Raw genomic sequence first — 20,161 nt, forward strand, 5'->3', positions numbered from 1 at the left:
GTAAGAGATGCAAAAAGTACATGTCTAATCCGAGTGTCAGAGGAGATTGAGATGAAAAAAATAACGATTCTTGGCTCAACAGGCTCCATTGGCACGCAAACGCTGGATGTTATTGCAAACGACCCGGAGCGTTTTCAGGTTGTCGGCTTATCGGCGGGCAGCAATACGGACCTGCTGATTCAGCAGGCGATCCGCTTCAAGCCATCCATCGTTTGCTTGTCAACGAAGGAAGCGGCTGAAGCGGTTGCCTCTTCGCTGCCTGCAGGAACTCGGGTCATTTATGGAGAGCAGGGCTTAATTGAGCTTGCTGGAGAGACGGAAGCCGATATTGTCGTTACGGCGATTATGGGCAGCAGAGGGCTCCCTGCAACGCTTGCTGCCATTGAAGCGGGCAAAATGATTGGCCTTGCGAATAAAGAGACGCTCGTAACGGCGGGCCATATTGTAATGGAACGGGCAAGGCAGAAGGGTGTTTCGATTATACCGATTGACAGCGAGCATTCGGCTATTTTTCAGTGCCTGAATGGAGAAGATCGCAGATCGCTTAGCCAGCTTACGCTGACTGCCTCAGGCGGCTCATTCCGCGATCGCACGCGCGAGCAATTGAAAGGTGTTACGGTGGCGGAAGCGCTGAATCATCCTAATTGGTCCATGGGTGCTAAAATCACAATCGATTCTGCCACAATGGCTAATAAAGGGCTGGAAGTTATTGAAGCCCATTGGCTGTTTGATGTTACATACGATCAAATCCATGTTCTTGTTCATCCAGAGAGTATCATTCATTCTTATGTGGAGTTTACTGACCATAGCGTCATTGCGCAGCTAGGGTTGCCTGATATGCGCGTTCCGATTCAATATGCGCTTACGTATCCGCATCGCTATCCAACGCCTACCGGCCGGCTTGATTTGGCTGCCATTGGCAAGCTTCATTTTCGAGAGATGGACTTTGAACGGTATCCGTGCCTGCGTCTCGCTTTCGAATGCGGCAAAGCGGGACAATCGGCGCCAACGGTATATAATGCGGCGAATGAAGTAGCGGTGGCCCGGTTTCTTGCTGGCGAAATTGAATTTCTGGATATTGAGCGCACGATTGAGGAAGTGCTCACTCGCCATCCTGTAACGGTGGTTGATACTCTTGAAGCTATCGCTGAAGTCGACAGCTGGGCACGTCGAATGGCTGCTACTGTGTAACTTGTGCGCTGCCTCGCGGTTCTCTTGTAACGGGTAGGAGAATAATGATAATCTATGTACAGGCCGTTACGAACAGGAGGCTCTATATGGAGACGATTCAGATTGTTTTATTAACCGTGCTCGTGTTTTTTGTAATCGTGACTATCCACGAATGGGGCCACTATTATTTTGCCAAACGAGCAGGGATATTGGTTAGGGAATTTGCCATTGGTTTTGGACCTAAGCTCATTTCCATTAAGCGCGGTGAGACGCGATTTACCATTCGCCTCGTTCCGGCAGGTGGCTTCGTCCGTATGGCAGGCGAGGACCCGGAAATTGTGGACGTTGCCTCTGGGCAGACAATTGCCATCAAGCTTAAAGAGGATAAGGTAACGAGATTGTACCTGGACCGTCTAGATGAGCGCAGCGGCGTCATTCGTGGCGAAGTGACTCAGATCGACCTGGAAAGGGATTTGTTCGTTACGCTCGACATTGAAGGCGAGAAGGAACGTTTTGCGCTGCATCCACAAGCATTGATGATTAGCAAAGGCAAAGAAACGCAAATTGCCCCGCTGGACAGACAGTTTGGCAGCAAATCGGTAGCTGCGCGGGCACGGGCTATTTTTGCCGGTCCGTTTATGAATTTTGTGCTGGCGTTTGTATTGTGTGGCGCTTATATTCAACTCGCGGGTACACCGGAAAATTTGCTCGTGGATTCGATTAGCAAGGGGATGCCGGCAGAAAAGGCCCAATTGCAAAGCGGCGACATGATTCAAGCGATTAATGGTACGCCAATTGGTACGGATTATGATAAAATGATTGAGATTATTGGCGGTTCACCTGGCGTGCCGATTCAAATGGACATTGTGCGCGGCGGCGTAGCGCAGAAGATCGAGCTGACGCCAGCTCCGGATGACCAAGGAGTCGGTAAAGTCGGGATCACGGCTGCTTACAAGACGCGCTCTGCAACGATTACAGAAACGGTAACGGGTGCAGGCAAGCTGATGAAGCAGATGACCGTTATCATTTTTGAAGGCTTTAAGAAGCTCGTCACCGGTGATTTTAAGCTGGATGATTTGGGCGGGCCTGTGCGTACAGCAGAGGTAACCAGTCAAATTGCCAAGCAGGGCATCGCCGAATTGACGCGATGGACCGCTATGCTGAGCTTGTATTTGGGGATTTTCAACTTGCTGCCCATTCCAGCACTGGATGGAAGCAGACTTATTTTTCTCGGGCTGGAAGCGCTGCGCGGCAGACCGATTGACCCGAACCGGGAAAGCATGGTTCATTTCGTCGGCTTTGCGCTCATTATGCTGCTGATGCTGGTAGTAACCTATAACGATATTTTGCGATTGGTGCGAGGGGAGTCTTAACCTTTTATGTCTAAAGATAAAAAATTTGTTTCGGAAATTACGCCGCAAAGCGAGGATTTCTCGAAATGGTATATTGATGTCATTAAAAAAGCCGAGCTTATGGATTATTCGCCGGTGCGCGGATGTATTATTTTTCGCCCGGAAGGTTATGAGCTATGGGAAAATATTCAACGTGATCTGGACCGCCGCTTTAAAGAAACCGGACATCGCAATGCGTATTTCCCGCTCTTTATTCCAGAAAGCTTTTTCCAGAAGGAAAAGGAGCATGTCGAGGGCTTTAATCCTGAGCTTCCTTGGGTAACAGAAGCAGCAGGCGAGAAGCTTGAGGAGCGCCTTGCTATTCGTCCAACTTCGGAGACGATGTTCGGGCATATGTATGCCAAATGGATTCAATCGTACCGCGACCTGCCGCTGCTCATTAACCAATGGGCGAATGTAGTCCGCTGGGAGAAACGCACGCTGCCTTTCCTGCGCACAAGTGAGTTTCTATGGCAGGAAGGCCATACAGCGCATGAGAATGAAGAGGAAGCTCGTCAAGAAACGATGCAAATGCTCGGCATTTACCGTGACTTTGTCGAGGAATTTCTGGCGATTCCGGTCGTTGTTGGACAAAAGACGCCTTCGGAGCGTTTTGCGGGCGCAGTAGATACGTATTCGATTGAAGCGATGATGAAGGATGGCCGTGCCGTACAGGCGGGAACTTCTCATTACTTGGGAACGAAATTTGCCGTAGCATTTGATATTAAATATTTGGACCGTGAAAATCAGCTGCAATTTGCCCACACGACCTCATGGGGTGTGAGTACCCGTCTCATTGGCGCTATGATTATGGTGCATGGTGACGATCGTGGCCTTGCGTTGCCGCCTAAAGTCGCTCCAACACAAGTGATTATGATTCCTATCGGTCCAGCGAAAACGCGCGACCAAGTTGTCGGCCGGGTAGATGAGCTGTATGCCGAGCTTAAAAAAGCGGGTGTTCGCGTCAAGGTGGATGACCGTTCGGACGTAAGCCCTGGCTGGAAGTTCAATGAATATGAAATGCGCGGCATTCCGCTTCGTCTGGAGCTGGGGCCACGTGATATGGAAAATGGACAAGTTGTACTCGTATCCCGCATTAGCGGCGAGAAGAAGGTAGTCGAGCAGGCTAATCTCGTCGCTGAAGTAGAAGCGATGCTTGTGCAAATCCATAATGAAATGTTTGAGAAAGCGAAGCAGTTCCGCGAGGATCATTTCTATTCGGTAGATACGCTGGATGAAATGAAGGCATCGCAAGAGGAGCAGCGCGGCTTTGTGCTTGCGGGCTGGTGTGGCTCGGAAGCATGCGAGAAGCAGGTCAAGGAAGAGACGGGAGCAACAAGCCGCAACATTCCATTCGAGCCTGCCGAGAAAAAGAGCACATGCCTCGTTTGCGGCGACGCCGCCGAGCATACAGTTGTTTTTGCTCGCGCTTACTAGAACGGGCTCTCCTGTAGCAACAGAGCGTCTTCGTTCGAATGCTTGAAGTGCATTGTACGCAACAGAATCTTTCGCTTTTTCTTTAATTTTAATTTGTATTTTATTGTTCTGCATTGAGTTTTGATGTGTTATGCTGATTACAAAGCAATTTCAAGGCAGGGAAATGGAATCAGCCATTTCCCTGCTTCTATGAGAAGTGCTGGTTTAGCGAGCGCTTATACAACGGTTTTTGCGGTGGAGAGAGCGAGGTTTAGGGGGCAAGTGGAGTGAAAGGTTTAAGCTGGAGAAGCGTTAGCGTTAAAGCTTTCCGAAGGAAAGCAGCTTCGTAAGCATAAGCTTTTGCTTTCGGATTTCAACCGCTGATGCGGCTTGATGTTGAAGAAATCCGAAAGCAATGGCGATCGTAAGCCAAACCTTTCACGCAGCGCCGATCCCCCTTAACCGAGCCGACCATCCCCATTGCAACAGCGAAAATAAGCCAGCGAGCGTTAGGAGTGGATAAAATCATGAGCCAAACCGACAACAAAAGGCAGCGCTTTGAGCTGCTGCTGCAGCAGTCGGAATTACCGCAGGAAATGATACAATCCTTTTTTCAGGATGGTTATATAGATCAGGTTGTAGTCGCCAAGAACAACCGCAAGTGGACGTTTTGCATACGCAAAACGTCTTTGGTTCCTTATAAGGCCTATAGTGGATTAAGCCAGGCGGTCAAGCAAAAGTTTGCCCATATTGCTGATACCTCTTTCCAATTTATATACGATGAGCAGCTTTCTTCAGAAGAGCTTGCTCGCGAATATTGGCCGCTGTTTAAAGAGTGGGCGCAGCAGGAAATCGCTTCAGTTAACGGTTGGCTTCTCAAAGCAACGATTACGACGGAAGGCGATGTTATTACGCTGCTGATGCTGGATGAAATGGGGCTGGAGCTGGCGCGCAAAAAACGGATGGATGAAGAAATTACCCGCTTTTATGAGCGGCAATTCAGCCGAAGCTACAAAGTAAAGCTTGCCGTTGGCGAAGCTAAAGCAGAAGTTTACGAAGAGTTCGAGCAGCGTCGGGTAGCGGAGGAACGCGAGGTCATTCAGCAAATTATGGCTAGCGCCGCAGCTGAGGAATTGGGCGATGATGGCGAGCCGCCGGCAAGACTGGCGGTCGGATATGACATTCGCGAAGAGCCGGTTCCATTGATGAACATTCGCGAGGAAGAGAAGAAAATAACGGTGCAAGGCGCCGTATTCGGTCTGGATAAGAAGGAGCTGCGCAACGGAAGCACGCTCTTTACCTTCAACTTGACCGATTTCTCCGATTCCTTGTCCCTAAAAATGTTTGCCAAAACAAAAGATGATGTCAAAGTGCTGGATCTATTGTCCAATGGCAAATGGGTGAAGGCGCGTGGCAGAGTCGAATATGACCGGTTTATGCAGGAGCCGGAGCTTGTCATGATGCCGAATGATTTGCATGAGGTTCATGCACCAGCAGACCGCAAAGACAATGCGGAGGAGAAACGGGTAGAGTTTCATCTGCATACGACAATGAGCGCGATGGATGCGGTGGCTCCCATTGATGCTTATGTAAAGATGGCAGCCAAATGGGGACATAAAGCAATGGCGGTCACTGACCACAGCAACGTGCAATGTTACCCGGAAGCAGCGAAAGCAGCGAAAAAGAACGGCATTCAGCTATTATTCGGCCTAGAGGCTAACGTGGTAAATGATGCGGTTCCGATGGTGCTTAATCCGCGGGAGCAGCCGCTCGCTGGCTCCGAATACATCGTTTTCGATATCGAGACGACGGGACTTTCGGTCATTAACAACAAAATCATCGAGCTTGCTGGCGTGAAAATGAAAGATGGCAAAGAAGTGGCGACATTCGCCACCTTCATTAATCCGCATGAGAAAATTCCTTATCATATTCAGCAATTGACGAATATTAATGATGAAATGGTACAGGATGCGCCGGAGCTTGAGCCAAAGCTGCGCGAATTCATTGAATTTATTGGCGATACCGTACTCGTTGCCCACAATGCCCGCTTTGATATCGGTTTTTTGCAAGCAAACTGTAAATCGCTTGGCCTGCCGGAAATTAAAAACCCGGTCCTTGATACACTGGAGCTGGCAAGGTTTTTGCATCCAAGCTTGAAAAACCATCGTCTCAATACGCTGTCAGCTAAATACAAAATCAGCCTGGAAAACCATCACCGTGCGATTGACGACTCCATCGCCTTGGGCGGTGTATTGTTCGGCTTGATTGGCGATGCGGCTGAACGCAATGTTACAGGCCTGCATCAATTAAATGATTATGTCGGTATCGATTTATCGAACAGCCGCCCGTTTCACTGCTGTATTTATGCACTGAACGCAGTCGGCAAGAAAAATTTATACAAGCTCGTATCGCTCTCCCATACGCAGCATTTTAAACGGGTAGCAAGCATCCCGCGGACGAAGCTAGTGGAGCTGCGCGAAGGGCTGCTCGTCATATCCGGATGTGAAAAAGGCGAGTTTTACGAAACGGTGCTGAATAAATCGTATGAGGAAGCTGTAGAAGTCGCGCGGTTCTATGATGTACTGGAAATTCAGCCGATTGATTTTTACATGCATTTAGTGGACAAAGGTCTCGTTGGCAGCCGTGCTGAAATCGAGCAAGCACACCGCCGTGTGTGCCAAATTGCTGATGAGCTGGGCAAGCCAGTTATTGCGACAGGCAATGTCCATTATTTGAATCCTCGGGATAAGCTGTTCCGCGACATTGCGATCCATGGCATTACGGGTTTTAGTCCGCTGAAAGACATGCGCAAGCCGGATGCCCACTTCCGTACGACCGATGAAATGCTTAAGGAATTTGCGTTCCTTGGAGAAGCACGGGCGTATGAGGTCGTTGTGACCAATACGGTGCAGCTTGCCGAACGCTTTGAGCCGTTCGACCTGTTTCCTCCGGAGTTGTTCACGCCGATTATGGAGGGAGCAGAAGAGGAGATCCGCACCACCTGCTACAATACAGCTAAAGGATTTTATGGCGAGGATCTGCCGCAAGTCGTCATTGACCGGTTGGAGAAAGAACTAGTGCCGATTATTAAATTCGGATTTTCCGCGAACTATTTAATTTCTGAGCGTCTTGTGAAAAAATCGAATGAGGACGGCTATTTGGTCGGCTCCAGGGGCTCTGTTGGTTCCTCTGTTGTAGCTACGTTTCTCGGCATATCCGAGGTTAATCCGCTGCCAGCGCATTATATGTGCAAAAATCCAGCATGCAAGCATAGCGAATGGTTTCTCGATGGCAGCATTCCGAGCGGCTTTGACCTTCCCGACAAATCTTGTCCAAAATGCGGAGAGCCGCTAAAGGGCGAAGGGCAGGATATCCCGTTCGAAACATTCCTTGGCTTCAAAGGTGATAAAGTTCCCGATATCGATCTTAACTTCTCTGGTGAATACCAGCCGATAGCGCATAACTACACAAAGGTGCTGTTTGGGGAAAAAGCGGTATTCCGGGCCGGGACAATAGGTACGGTAGCGGAGAAAACGGGCTTCGGCTTTGCCAAGAAATATGAAGAAGCAAATGGTAAAAAATGGCGCGGTGCCGAGCTGTCCAGACTGGCTGCCGGTGTAACGGGCGTTAAGCGCAGTACTGGTCAGCATCCGGGCGGTATCGTCGTTGTGCCGGATTACATCGAAGTAGAGGATGTAACACCTGTTCAATATCCGGCGGATGACGTAAATGCAGAATGGAAGACGACCCATTTTGACTATCATGCCTTTGAGACGAATTTGCTCAAGCTCGATATACTCGGACACGATGATCCGACGATGATGCGGATGCTTCAGGATTTGACTGATGTTGACCCAACAACGATCCCGATGAACGATCCTAAAGTGATGAGCATGTTCAATTCGACCAAAGCGCTTGATGTTTCTCCAGAGAAAATTCGTACGCCAGTAGCCACATATGGCGTTCCCGAGATGGGTACGAAGTTCGTTCGGCAAATGCTTCAGGAGACGCAGCCGTCTTCCTTTGCCGATTTGCTGCAAATTTCCGGGTTGTCCCACGGAACCGGCGTTTGGCTCGGCAATGCGCAGGAGCTCATTAAGAAGGGAACCTGCAATATCAAAACCGTTATCGGCTGCCGGGATGATATTATGCTTTATTTAATTTACAAGGCGGGCATGGATGCAGGTCTGGCCTTCAAAATTACCGAGAGCGTGCGTAAGGGCAAGGGACTTTCTGACGAATGGATCGAAGAGATGAAGCGCTGCAAAGTACCGCAGTGGTACATTGACTCCTGCTTGCGCATTGAGTATATGTTTCCGAAGGCGCATGCCGCGGCCTATGTTATTTCGGCGGTGCGGACAGCCTACTTCAAGCTGTATTATCCAATTGCTTATTATGCGACTTACTTTACCGTTCGCGCGGAAGATTTTGACCTTGAAATATTGTGCCAAGGCTACGATGCAATCAAACGCAAGCTGATCGAAATTGAAGAAAAAGGCTTTGCGGCGCTGCCTAAGGAGAAAGCGAGCATCTCGCTGCTCGAGATGGCGCTTGAGATGACAGCACGCGGCTTCTCTTTTAAACCGATTGATCTTTACCGTTCGGATGCGACAAAATTCCAAGTCGATGGCGATTCGCTCGTGCCTCCGTTTGCAGCGATTCCGGGTATTGGTGAAAATGCCGCACGCAATATTGCCGCTTCCCGTAATGATGGCGAGTACCTGTCGATTGAGGATTTCCAGCAAAGATCGAAGGCGAGTAAAACGATTGTCGAGGTGCTGAACGGGATGGGCTGTTTCCGAGGATTGCCGGAATCGAACCAGCTCTCGTTGTTTTAGAACGTGGTATATCGGCATTTGTACAGCATTTCAACTTGAAAAGTTTTCTTGTCACTACTTATGCGGTTATGTTATAATTTTCGTGGCAATGATGTTGATAAGCGTTTGATGCAGAAGAGTGGGGAAACCCACTCTTTACGTTTTGTTTTCGGGTCTTTAAGGGTCTGAAAGGCCAAATCAATCGTTTGGACCGAACGGGAGGTAGCAGCAATTTGAGCATTTCCAAAATCAAAACCGTCGTGGAAGAAATGGTAACACCATTTCTAAGCGAAAATGGATTTGAACTTGTTGATATTGAGTACGTCAAGGAAGGAAGCAACTTCTTCCTCCGGGTTTCAGTAGACAAGGAAGGCGGCATTGATATTGACGAATGCGGCCGTATTAGCGAATTTTTAAGTGAACAGCTGGACAAGAACGATCCGGTAACGGATGCTTATTTTCTTGAAGTGTCGTCGCCTGGCGCCGAAAGGCCGCTTAAGAAAGCCGAAGATGTGCGCAAAGCCGTCGGCAAGCACGTATACATCACGACCTATGAGCCGATTAACGCATCCAAGGAATTTGAAGGTGACCTCATTTCGTTCGATGGAGAAGAGCTTGTAGTCAAAGTCGGCAAGAAAGAGCATGCCATTCCTTATGCTAAAGTGGCGGGAGCACGCCTCGCCATCGTTTTTTAAAATATAGGAAAGTATATCATTTCGTTATCCTTTCTCTATATTTCTCGGAATGAAACGCGCCGCACCGCCAAGGGACGGCGACAGCCGTTTCATCTTGAACAACGTTTGTTATAATTGAAGGGGGGACCAGAGTTCCAATGAGCATGGATTTTATTGAAGCATTATCGGAAATAGAGAGGGATAAAGGGATAGCCAAAGAAGTGCTGATTGATGCGATCGAAGCAGCGCTGATTTCAAGCTATAAGCGGAACTTTAACGCTGCGCAAAATGTGCGTGTCGATATTAACCGCTATACGGGTGTTATTAAAGTATATGCCCGCAAGACGGTGACGGACGAAGTGCTTGATCCCCGTTTGGAAATTACAGTAGAAGCGGCTCGTGAAGTGAATCCGCATTACCAGCTTGACGATGTGGCGGACATTGAAGTGACGCCTCGTGATTTTGGCCGTATTGCAGCGCAAACTGCGAAGCAGGTCGTGACCCAGCGCATTCGCGAGGCTGAACGCGGCTTGATCTACAATGCTTTTATCGACAAAGAAGAGGATATTGTGAATGGTATCGTGCAGCGCCAGGACGTTCGCAACCTTTTTATCGATTTGGGTAAAGTAGAAGCAGTAATGCCGCTGACAGAGCTTATGCCAACTGATAAGTTTAAGCACGGAGACCGCGTGAAATCGTATATTACGAAAGTGGAAAATACGACTAAGGGCCCGCAAATTATTTTGTCCCGTACGCATCCAGGTCTGCTTAAGCGTTTATTTGAGCTAGAAGTTCCGGAAATTTACGATGGAGTCGTTGAAATTCGCTCGGTTGCGCGCGAAGCAGGCTTCCGTTCGAAAATTGCCGTTTTTTCGCGCAATGACGAAGTTGACGCTGTAGGATCATGCGTAGGTCCGAAAGGAATGCGTGTGCAGACGATTGTTGGCGAGCTGAAAGGCGAGAAGATCGACATCGTGTGCTGGTCTGAAAATGTTGAAGAATACGTTGCGAACGCGCTGAGCCCATCTAAAGTGCTTGAAGTTATCGTTTTTGAGCAGGAAAAAATGGCCCGTGTTATTGTACCGGATTATCAGCTTTCGCTTGCAATCGGGATTAAAGGGCAAAACGCTCGTCTAGCGGCGAAGCTGACTGGCTGGAAAATCGACATTAAGAGTGAATCGCAAGCTGAGCAGGAGTACGGTCGTCCGAAAACGATGACGGCAGTTATGCCGCAAGATTCGGTTTCCATTGATCTGGCTTAACTAATATATCGGCTGCGTTCATCAACGGGTAAAGGGGGGATGTGCGATGAGACCGAGAAAAGTGCCGCTGCGCAAATGCGTAGCCTGCCAGGAAATGAAACCGAAGAAAGAGCTTATTCGGGTCGTTAGAACGCCTGATGAGGAAATTCTAATTGATCTTACTGGCAAAAAAGCCGGTCGGGGCGCCTATTTGTGCGGGAAAGTCAGCTGCTTTAAGCTGGCCAAAAAGACAAAAGCACTGGATCGAGCTTTGAAGCAACCTGTTGGCGTAGCTATTTACGACCAGCTTGAACAGGATTTCATTGCGGTAGAGGAAGAGTTTCTGGCAGAAAAGGAGCGGGTAAGCGATGAAGATGAATAAAGGCTTGTCCTCGCTCGGCATGGCCATGCGGGCTGGAAAATTGGTTACTGGCGATGAAATCGTGCTCAAGGCGGTACGTAAGGGAGAGGTGCATCTCGTCATTATTGCGGGTGACGCATCTCCAAATACGAAAAAAAAGTTTCAAGATAAATGCAGCACCTATGGGGTAGAGCTCGCCGAAGCGTTCGACCGCGATCAACTTGGAAAAGCTATAGGAAAGCTGGACCGAGTCGTACTGGCGGTAACTGACGCAAAGTTCGGAAAAATGATTGCGGGTCATCTGAATCAAAATTCGGAGGTGGATCATATTGAACAAACCACAGGACAGCAAGGACAATAAAGATAAGCTGCGTGTATACGAATATGCGAAATCCCTCAGCATGAGCAGTAAAGAAATTATAACGATTCTTAAACGGCTGGATATGCCCGTTAACAACCATATGAGTGTGATGGAAAACGAAATGGTTAATAAAGTGGAAGGCTTTTTCCGCGATATTAAAGCTAACGCAGCAGCAAAGCGGGCGAAAGAGTCAAGCGGAGCAACCGTATCTTCCACTTCGCAAGCGCCATCTAAGCCTGTTCAGCCGAAGCAACAACCAGTATCACAGCAAGAAGCCATTAAACCGGAGCTCGAAGCTTCCGGATTAAACAATAAAAAAATTACGCAAGATAGACAGGAGCCTATGAATTCTATTAAAACGACAACGCAAAACAACCAACAGCAACGTCCGTCCCAATCGTCCCCAAGCAGCAACAACAGGTCCGCAGCACCTAGCGGCAGCCGTCCAGCGCAAGGTTCTGGCCAATCGCAAAGCAGCAGCCGTCCTAGCCAAGGCGGCCAAACGCAAAATAGCCGTCCAAGTCAAGGTGGCCAATCGCAAAACAGCCGTCCTAGCCAAGGATCAGGCCAAGGCAACCGTCCAAGCAGTGGCGGACCATCGCGTCCACCAGCTTCACAAGGAGCTAATCGCCCATCTGGAACAGGTCCGTCCCGTCCGTCAGGCGATGCTTCGAGAAGCACAAACGGCAATGCGAATAATAAGCCAGGTGCAAGAAAACCAGGCGCAAACCAAGGGCAAAAACGGTTTGAAGATGGAAGACCAGGCGGTTTTGGCCGCAACAATAACAATAATCGCGGTGGCAGAGGACGCAACCAGCGTAATCAGCCGCAAGTATTCCGTGAGAAAATCGACAATACGCCTAAGAAAATCATCGTACGTGGTACGTTGACCGTTGGCGAATTGGCAAAATTGCTTCATAAAGATGCTTCCGAAGTTATTAAGAAGCTGATCGTTCTTGGCGTAATGGCTACCATTAACCAAGAGATCGATATGGATGCAATCCTTCTGCTTGCCGGTGAATATGGCGTAGAAGTAGAAGTGAAAATTCCGGTTGAAGAAGATACGTTCGAAACGGTTGAAGAAACGGATGAGGAAGCTGATCTGTTGCCTCGCCCTCCGGTTGTAACGATCATGGGTCACGTTGACCATGGGAAAACAACTTTGCTCGATGCGATTCGCAAAACGAACGTAACAGGCGGAGAAGCTGGCGGTATTACCCAGCATATCGGTGCTTACCAAATCGAAGCTAACCATAAAAAGATTACGTTCCTCGATACACCTGGTCACGAAGCGTTTACGCTGATGCGTGCCCGTGGTGCGCAAGTAACGGATATTACAATTATCGTTGTTGCAGCCGATGACGGCGTTATGCCGCAAACGGTAGAGGCAGTCAACCATGCGAAGGCAGCGGGCGTTCCAATTATCGTTGCGGTTAACAAAATTGATAAGCCAGATGCTGATGCAGATAAAATCAAGCAAGCTTTGACAGAGTATGAGCTGGTTCCGGAAGAGTGGGGCGGAGATACCATCTTCGTTAACGTTTCAGCGAAACAGCGTATTGGTCTGGAAGAACTGCTCGATATGATTTTGCTTGTAGCGGAAGTAAATGATTTCAAAGCTAACCCTGACAAGCGTGCACGCGGTACGGTCATTGAGGCTGAACTGGATAAAGGTAAAGGTCCGGTTGCTCGTGTACTCGTACAGCATGGTACGCTCAAAATCGGAGATGCCTTCGTTGCAGGTAACTGCTTCGGTCGTATTCGGGCAATGGTTAATGACAAGGGCCGCCGCTTAAAAGAAGCTGGACCTTCCACACCAGTCGAAATTACTGGTTTGACAGAGGTTCCACTTGCTGGCGATCCGTTCATGGTGTTTGAAGACGAGCGTAAAGCGAGAGCAATCGCTGATCGCCGTGCGATTAAGCACCGTCAATCCGAGCTTGGCGCGAACTCCCGCGTAACGCTTGACGATTTGTATAAGCATATTAAAGATGGAGAGATCAAGGATCTCAACGTTATTATTAAATCCGACGTTCAAGGTTCGGCAGAGGCGCTTAAAGGCTCGCTCGCGAAAATTGACATCGAAGGCGTACGTGTCAAAATCATTCATAGCGGTGTAGGCGCGATTACCGAATCGGATATCAACCTGGCTTCTGCTTCGAATGCAATCGTTGTCGGCTTTAACGTTCGTCCTGAGCCGCAGGCTGATCTGGCTGCACAGCAGGAGAAAGTTGATGTTCGTATGCACCGCGTTATTTATAACGTAATTGAAGAGATTGAACAAGCGATGAAAGGGATGCTTGATCCAATCTTCAAAGAAGTAATTATTGGTCATGCTGAAGTCCGTAACGTATTTAAAGTAAGCAAAGTTGGAGCTATCGCTGGTTCCATGATTACTTCCGGCAAGATCACTCGTTCTTCTGAAGCGCGGATCGTTCGCGGCGGCATCGTTGTTTTCGAAGGAAAAATCGATACGCTCAAACGCTTCAAGGATGATGTCAAGGAAGTTGCTCAAGGCTACGAGTGCGGAATTACGCTTGAGCGGTTTAGCGACTTCAAAGAAGGGGATATTATTGAAGCCTTCGTAATGGAGTCAGTAGAGAGGTGAATAAAGCATGGCTAAAATTCGTGTAGGTCGGGTAGGCGAGCAGATTAAAAAAGAGCTTAGCCAAATTATCCAGACAGAAATCAAAGATCCACGCGTCGGTTTTATTACAGTGACCGGCGTTGAAACGAGTAATGATTTGTCCCAAGCCAAAGTATATTTGAGCGTGCTGGGCAGCGAAGAGCAAAAGGAAGAAACGCTCAAAGCAATCGGCCGCGCAACAGGCTTTATCCGTTCTGAGCTAGGCAAGCGGATGCGTTTGCGTCATACGCCAGTGCTGATCTTTAAATTCGACAGCAGCATTGAGTATGGAAGCCGTATTGAAGGAATCCTCGAGGAAATTAATGGGGAGAACAAAGGATCATGACGGCTGCTGCGACCTATTTGCAGCAGTTGGATGATGCACTTGCTTTTATGCGTGATGGGGACGACTTTTTGGTCGTCTCCCACGTTCAACCAGATGGCGATGCCATTAGCTCGACGGTCGTCGTCGGCTGGCTGCTGGAGAAGCTTGGGAAAAAATCCAAGCTGATTAACGAAAGTGAGCTGCCTTCAAGACTTGCTCATTTGCGCTCATTCGATACGATTATTAATTATGGTGAAGTACAGCCATCAGAATCGTTTGCTCGCGTTATTGCAGTCGATTGTGCGGATTATCGCCGGATGGGCAAAGTGGAAAGTTTGTTTGCTACAGGCGTGGAACTGCTTAACATCGATCATCATCCGACTAATGACGGCTTTGGTACGGTTCAATTGATTCGTCCGAATGCAGCAGCTACGGTTGAAATTTTATATGATTTAATTGAACGTGCGGGCATTTCGATTGATTTGGAATGCGCGACGGCTATATATACTGGCTTGATCACAGATACTGGCGGTTTCCGCTACTCAAATACGACACCTCATGTGATGAATATTGCTTCCCGCATGCTGTCGATTGGTGTACCGGGTCACAAATTAGCCGATCTGCTGCTCGAAAAGATGACGATGTCAAAGCTGAAGCTTCTGCAGCGTTGTCTTAGCAGGCTTACTTTTAGCGATAATCAGCAAATTGGCTGGCTTTATGTCAATAAGGATGATTTTGCTGAGACAGGTGCTGTTTCGGAAGATATGGAAGGCATCGTCAATTATGCTCTGAACATTGACGGCGTGGAAGTCGGCATTATGTTTAAAGAGACAGAAGATGGCGGAGTGAAAGCCAGCTTAAGATCAGCAGGAACGGCCGATGTTGCCGCGATTGCCCAATCCTTTGGCGGCGGTGGACATGTACGCGCTGCTGGCTGCCGAATTGATGCGCCGCTTCAAGAAGCAATCGCCCAATTGGTCGATGCGGTCAGAAAGGCGTTGAGCTAACAGATGGACGGTATTATCGCAGTATGGAAGCCCGCTGGCTGGACCTCGCATGACGTCGTAGCCAAGGTGCGGAGACTGTTGAAGATGAAGCGTATCGGCCACACGGGGACGCTGGACCCGATGGTGACAGGTGTTCTGCCGCTATGTCTCGGCAGAGCTACTCGTGTAGTTGAATACGTGCAGGAGCGTCCCAAGGCATATGAAGCTGTTATCCAGCTTGGCATTGCAACGGATACAGAGGATTTGACAGGCTCGGTTACGCAGGAGCAAACAGGTGTGCAGGTAACGCGTGAAGATATTATTCGCGTGCTGCGCAGCTTCGTGGGCGTTATCGAACAAGTTCCGCCGATGTTCTCTGCTGTAAAGGTAGATGGAAAACGATTGTATGAACTGGCACGTGAAGGCAAGACGGTAGAGCGCAAATCACGGAAAGTAACGATTCATCAAATTGAACTGATCAATCTTGAGCTTGATTTGGAGTTTCCGCGTTTTTCGTTTTCGGTTGTCTGTTCGAAAGGAACGTATATCCGCACTTTATGTGTAGATATCGGCCAGGCGCTAGGTGTTCCAGCGGCGATGGCGGAGCTCACCCGGACGATGTCCGGTGGTTTTACGAAGGAGCAATGCGTAAGCCTAGAGCAGATTGAAGCTCTTGGCACGGAGGGAATCGGGCCGTTTATTTTGCCTGCTGAGCTGGGTATCCAGCATTTGCCTCGCGTTACGGTCGATGCTCATTCGGCCTCGCTTGCCCTGAAAGGACAAAAGCTTCCGCTTCGCTTGCTTGCTGAAAAGCTTGAAACGGAGCAGCCGGTACGTCTTTTTGATGAAAATGGTTTGTTTATTGGTATTTTCGAGGCCGATCATGCTTTATCAGTGTTGAAGCCTATCAAGGTGTTCTCGTAACTGAGCCCATACTCGGTTATCGGAAAGTCATATAGGAATTGCAGGTGCATCAGCGTTGGAAATGATTTCATTGGAATATCCGGCAATTGAGCTGCCGGAACAGCTGCGAAACAAATCGCTTTCTATTGCAATTGGACATTTTGACGGTGTACATCGCGGACACCGCAATGTCATTGAGCAAGTCGTTGCCGCTGCCAAGAGAACCGGAGGATTGTCTGCGGTTATGACGTTTAACCCGCATCCAAAGGAAGTTCTGGGCCGTGGCGATCAATATTACAATTGTTTGACGCCACTTGCCGTCAAGCAATCGCTATTTGCTGAATTAGGTGTCGATTTGGTGCTAGTCGTCAAATTTGACCATGATTTTGCAGCGATTATGCCGGAGCAGTTTGTTGATGAAGTGCTTCGCCCTTTAGGTGCAGCCCAAATTGTAGTTGGTTTTGATTTCAATTTTGGCTACAAGGGCCAAGGAAATGCTGCCACAATGAAGGCGTTATGCGAGCCGGACATTCAGGTCGAAATCGTTGAACCGTTATACGATAATGGCTTGAAGGTGAGCAGTACTTACATTAGGCAGGCGCTTAGCGACGGTGATATTGAGCTTGCTACGAAGCTGCTTGGCCGGCCCTATGAGCTAGCAGGGACAGTAGTGCATGGCGATGGCAGAGGCAGCAGCATTGGCTTCCCGACAGCTAATGTGGATGTTTCCTTGCCATATGTTATGCCGCGCCTCGGCGTTTTCGGCATTTCAGCAGTCGTACTGGGCAAGTCGTATTATGGCGTATTAAATCACGGGATGAAACCTACTTTTAATAAGGAAGATATTCGTCCTGTGCTGGAAGCCCATTTATTCGATTTTCATCAAGTTATTTACGACGAGCCAATTAAACTGCAATTTCATTCTTTTATTCGTCCTGAGCAGCGCTTTAGCGGTGTAGATGAGCTTATTCGCCAAATCCATGCGGATGCCGAGCAGGCGAAGCGGCAGTTTGGCGTCGAATAAATGCCGGTTGGCATTTACTTTTGCTATAGGCTTGTGATATACTGAAACACGTTGCGATTCTACTTTTTGTCAGAATACGCAGCTGCAATTGGAACCTTAGCTTGGATGTCCGCTCTCACCGACGGCGCCTGGGCTAATGGCGATTATTGAATATAAGTTCAAGGAGGTGACTTTAGGATGGCAATTACACAAGAGCGTAAACAAGAATTGATTGATACGCACAAAACGCATGCGAGCGATACGGGTTCACCGGAGGTTCAAGTAGCTATCCTAACGGAAAACATCGTTAACTTGACGCAACATTTCCGGGAGCACAAGAAAGACCACCACTCCCGTCGTGGTTTGCTCAAGATGGTAGGTCAACGTCGTAAGCTGTTGAGATACCTTAAAAACAAAGATGTTAGCCGTTATAGCGCATTGATCGAAAAACTCGGCCTTCGCCGCTAAAACATGTTTCAAGAGAAGCAACCTGGTTGTTTTGCTGTCCGGCATTACGGACTTGGCAAAATCGGGTTGCTTTTTGTAATATGCGAGGGTTAAGCAGGATATAGAGGTCCTGCTGGCGAAGGTTATGTTTGTCAATCGTTTAAATTAATTTTTGAAATACAGGAGGGATACGTTTGCAACAAGTTGAAATGATTTTGGGTGGACGGAAGCTTGTATTGGAAACAGGCAGACTTGCGAAGCAAGCGAATGCTGCTGTAACTGTTCGTTATGGCGACACCGTTGTACTCTGTACAGTGACCGCTTCCAAAGGTCCGAAGGATTTAGATTTTTTCCCGCTTACGGTGAACTATGAAGAACGTCTTTATGCAGTTGGTAAAATCCCTGGTGGATTTATTAAACGTGAAGGACGTCCAAGTGAGAAAGCGATTTTGTCCAGCCGTCTGACGGACCGTCCGATTCGTCCGTTGTTCCCTGAAGGGTTCCGTAATGATATTCAAATCGCGAATATCGTCATGAGCGTGGACCAAGATTGCTCGCCTGAAATGGCTGCAATGATTGGTACTTCCGCAGCGCTGGCCATTTCTGATGTGCCATTCAACGGGCCAATCGGCGGCGTGAGCGTAGGTCGTGTTGATGGTCAATTCGTGATCATTCCAACCGTTGAGCAAGAGCAGAAAAGCGATATTTTCGTTGTAGTTGCTGGTACGAAAGATGCCATTATGATGGTGGAAGCAGAAGCTAATGAAGTTCCTGAGGACGTTATGCTGGAAGCGATTATGTTCGGGCATGATGAAATCAAGAAAATCGTTGCTACAATCGAGCAACTGCAGGCCATTGCCGGCAAAGAAAAAATGGAAGTAACGCTTCATGCCGTCAACGAAGAAGTAAATGCAGCTGTTCGCGCATTTGCATCTGCTCGTTTGGTAGAAGCGATTCGCATTCCCGAGAAGCATGAGCGTCAAGATGCCATTGATGCCGTTAATGCGGACACGGTTGCGCATTTTGAAGAAGTATATGCAGAGACGCCTGAACTGCTTGGCGATGTCAAAGAAGTGCTTTATGATATCGTTAAAGAAGAAGTTCGCCGCCTGATCACACATGAAAAAATCCGTCCTGATGGCCGTGCGCCTGAAGAAATTCGTCCAATCGAATGTGATGTGGCGATATTGCCGCGTACACACGGATCTGGACTATTCACACGTGGACAAACACAAGCACTCAGCATTTGTACGCTTGGACCGCTTGGCGATGTGCAAATTCTTGACGGCATCAGCCCGGAAGAAACGAAACGTTTTATGCATCACTATAATTTCCCGCCATTCAGCGTAGGCGAAGCAAGACCACTTCGTCCTCCAGGCCGTCGTGAAATTGGACATGGTGCACTCGGCGAGCGCGCTTTGTCGAAAGTTATTCCATCTGAGGCTGACTTCCCGTATACGATTCGTCTTGTATCCGAGGTGCTCGAATCCAATGGTTCGACTTCGCAGGCTAGTATTTGTGCAAGCACACTTGCAATGCTGGATGCAGGCGTTCCGATTAAAGCTCCGGTTGCAGGTATTGCAATGGGTCTGATTAAAGATGGCGACCATTTCTCCATTTTGTCTGACATTCAAGGGATGGAAGATCATCTCGGCGATATGGACTTTAAAGTAGCGGGTACAGCAGAAGGTGTAACTGCCATTCAAATGGATATCAAAATTGACGGTATCGATCGTTCGATTTTGGAGCAGGCGCTTGAGCAAGCACGTGAAGGACGCATGCATATTCTAGGTAAAATGACAGCGATTATTTCGGAAGCTCGTCCTAACCTTTCTGAGTATGCGCCTAAAATTCTCACGCTTCGCATTAATCCGGACAAAATCCGTGATGTTATCGGCTCTGGCGGTAAAATCATCAACAAGATTATTGAGGAAACTGGCGTGAAAATCGATATCGAGCAGGATGGCATGGTTTACATTGCTTCTTCGAACGAAGAGATGAACCAAAAAGCCAAAGCGATTATCGAAGGTATCGTGAAGGAAGTTGTAATTGGTGAAATTTATTTAGGTACAGTAAAACGGATCGAGAAGTTCGGCGCATTCGTTGAAATTTTACCGAACAAAGATGGTCTTGTGCATATTTCCCAGCTGGCGAACGAACGTGTCGCTAAAGTGGAAGATGTCATTGCAATCGGCGACCAAATTACAGTTAAAGTAACGGAAATTGATCAGCAGGGCCGTATTAACTTGTCCCGTAAAGCTGTATTGACGCCAACTGTACCAGCACAATAACGGCTGCAGCGTTACATGGTAGGGGCACCGCAAGGTGCTTTCTCAAAATATAAGATGCAGAGATTTTCTCTTATATTTACGCGTCTATTTCTACGCCAAACGGACTGTTGCCGCAAAAAAACGGCAACGCCGTTTACACTTGTTTTTTA

At 48.3% G+C, this 20,161-nt stretch carries 15 protein-coding genes; all 15 read left to right on the forward strand.

Going from position 1 to position 20,161, the window contains the following annotated elements; all coding sequences use genetic code 11:
• Positions 1–51 precede the first annotated feature (51 nt).
• The gene (locus AC50X8_RS20885) at positions 52–1,191 is read left to right on the forward strand and encodes a 1-deoxy-D-xylulose-5-phosphate reductoisomerase (RefSeq protein ID WP_056038161.1); all 1,140 of its coding nucleotides are present in this window, start codon (positions 52–54) and stop codon (positions 1,189–1,191) included.
• Between the two features lie 86 nt (positions 1,192–1,277).
• Positions 1,278–2,543 (forward strand): RIP metalloprotease RseP, encoded by a 1,266-nt coding sequence (rseP, locus tag AC50X8_RS20890; protein WP_099520654.1) that lies wholly within the window; start codon positions 1,278–1,280, stop codon positions 2,541–2,543.
• Positions 2,544–2,549: 6 nt separating this feature from the next.
• On the forward strand, positions 2,550–3,998 hold the full coding sequence (proS, locus tag AC50X8_RS20895) for a proline--tRNA ligase (RefSeq protein WP_494863948.1): 1,449 nt from the start codon (positions 2,550–2,552) through the stop codon (positions 3,996–3,998).
• A gap of 506 nt (positions 3,999–4,504) precedes the next feature.
• A complete protein-coding gene (locus AC50X8_RS20900; protein ID WP_494881263.1) occupies positions 4,505–8,815 on the forward strand; it encodes a PolC-type DNA polymerase III in 4,311 nt (1,436 codons plus the stop codon).
• 212 nt (positions 8,816–9,027) lie between these two features.
• Complete coding sequence (rimP, locus tag AC50X8_RS20905; RefSeq protein WP_046230752.1) at positions 9,028–9,489, forward strand: ribosome maturation factor RimP; 462 nt, start codon at positions 9,028–9,030, stop codon at positions 9,487–9,489.
• Between the two features lie 137 nt (positions 9,490–9,626).
• Complete coding sequence (nusA, locus tag AC50X8_RS20910) at positions 9,627–10,730, forward strand: transcription termination factor NusA (RefSeq protein WP_056038147.1); 1,104 nt, start codon at positions 9,627–9,629, stop codon at positions 10,728–10,730.
• 46 nt (positions 10,731–10,776) lie between these two features.
• Positions 10,777–11,091: an RNase P modulator RnpM gene (gene rnpM, locus AC50X8_RS20915; RefSeq protein WP_046230754.1), complete on the forward strand. Its 315-nt coding sequence runs from the start codon at positions 10,777–10,779 to the stop codon at positions 11,089–11,091.
• Positions 11,084–11,431: a L7Ae/L30e/S12e/Gadd45 family ribosomal protein gene (locus AC50X8_RS20920; protein WP_056039066.1), complete on the forward strand. Its 348-nt coding sequence runs from the start codon at positions 11,084–11,086 to the stop codon at positions 11,429–11,431. Before rnpM ends, AC50X8_RS20920 begins: the two co-directional genes overlap by 8 nt.
• 40 nt (positions 11,432–11,471) lie before the next feature.
• Positions 11,472–14,039 (forward strand): translation initiation factor IF-2, encoded by a 2,568-nt coding sequence (gene infB / locus AC50X8_RS20925; RefSeq protein WP_235533233.1) that lies wholly within the window; start codon positions 11,472–11,474, stop codon positions 14,037–14,039.
• Between the two features lie 7 nt (positions 14,040–14,046).
• Positions 14,047–14,403: a 30S ribosome-binding factor RbfA gene (rbfA, locus tag AC50X8_RS20930; RefSeq protein WP_046230756.1), complete on the forward strand. Its 357-nt coding sequence runs from the start codon at positions 14,047–14,049 to the stop codon at positions 14,401–14,403.
• Positions 14,400–15,389, forward strand: a complete 990-nt coding sequence (locus tag AC50X8_RS20935; protein WP_494881265.1) for a DHH family phosphoesterase — start codon at positions 14,400–14,402, stop codon at positions 15,387–15,389. The genes rbfA and AC50X8_RS20935 overlap by 4 nt, the downstream gene beginning before the upstream one ends.
• 3 nt (positions 15,390–15,392) lie before the next feature.
• Entirely contained in the window at positions 15,393–16,292 is a 900-nt protein-coding gene (gene truB / locus AC50X8_RS20940; protein WP_056038141.1) for a tRNA pseudouridine(55) synthase TruB, read from the forward strand.
• Between the two features lie 61 nt (positions 16,293–16,353).
• Positions 16,354–17,295 carry a bifunctional riboflavin kinase/FAD synthetase gene (locus AC50X8_RS20945; RefSeq protein WP_494881315.1) on the forward strand — a complete coding sequence of 314 codons (942 nt, stop codon included), beginning with the start codon at positions 16,354–16,356 and terminating at the stop codon, positions 17,293–17,295.
• 177 nt (positions 17,296–17,472) lie between these two features.
• Positions 17,473–17,742, forward strand: a complete 270-nt coding sequence (gene rpsO / locus AC50X8_RS20950; protein ID WP_046230760.1) for a 30S ribosomal protein S15 — start codon at positions 17,473–17,475, stop codon at positions 17,740–17,742.
• A gap of 188 nt (positions 17,743–17,930) precedes the next feature.
• Positions 17,931–20,012 carry a polyribonucleotide nucleotidyltransferase gene (pnp, locus tag AC50X8_RS20955; RefSeq protein ID WP_494864018.1) on the forward strand — a complete coding sequence of 694 codons (2,082 nt, stop codon included), beginning with the start codon at positions 17,931–17,933 and terminating at the stop codon, positions 20,010–20,012.
• Positions 20,013–20,161: the final 149 nt, after the last annotated feature.

The organism is Paenibacillus sp. JT22N15 (assembly GCF_059383755.1).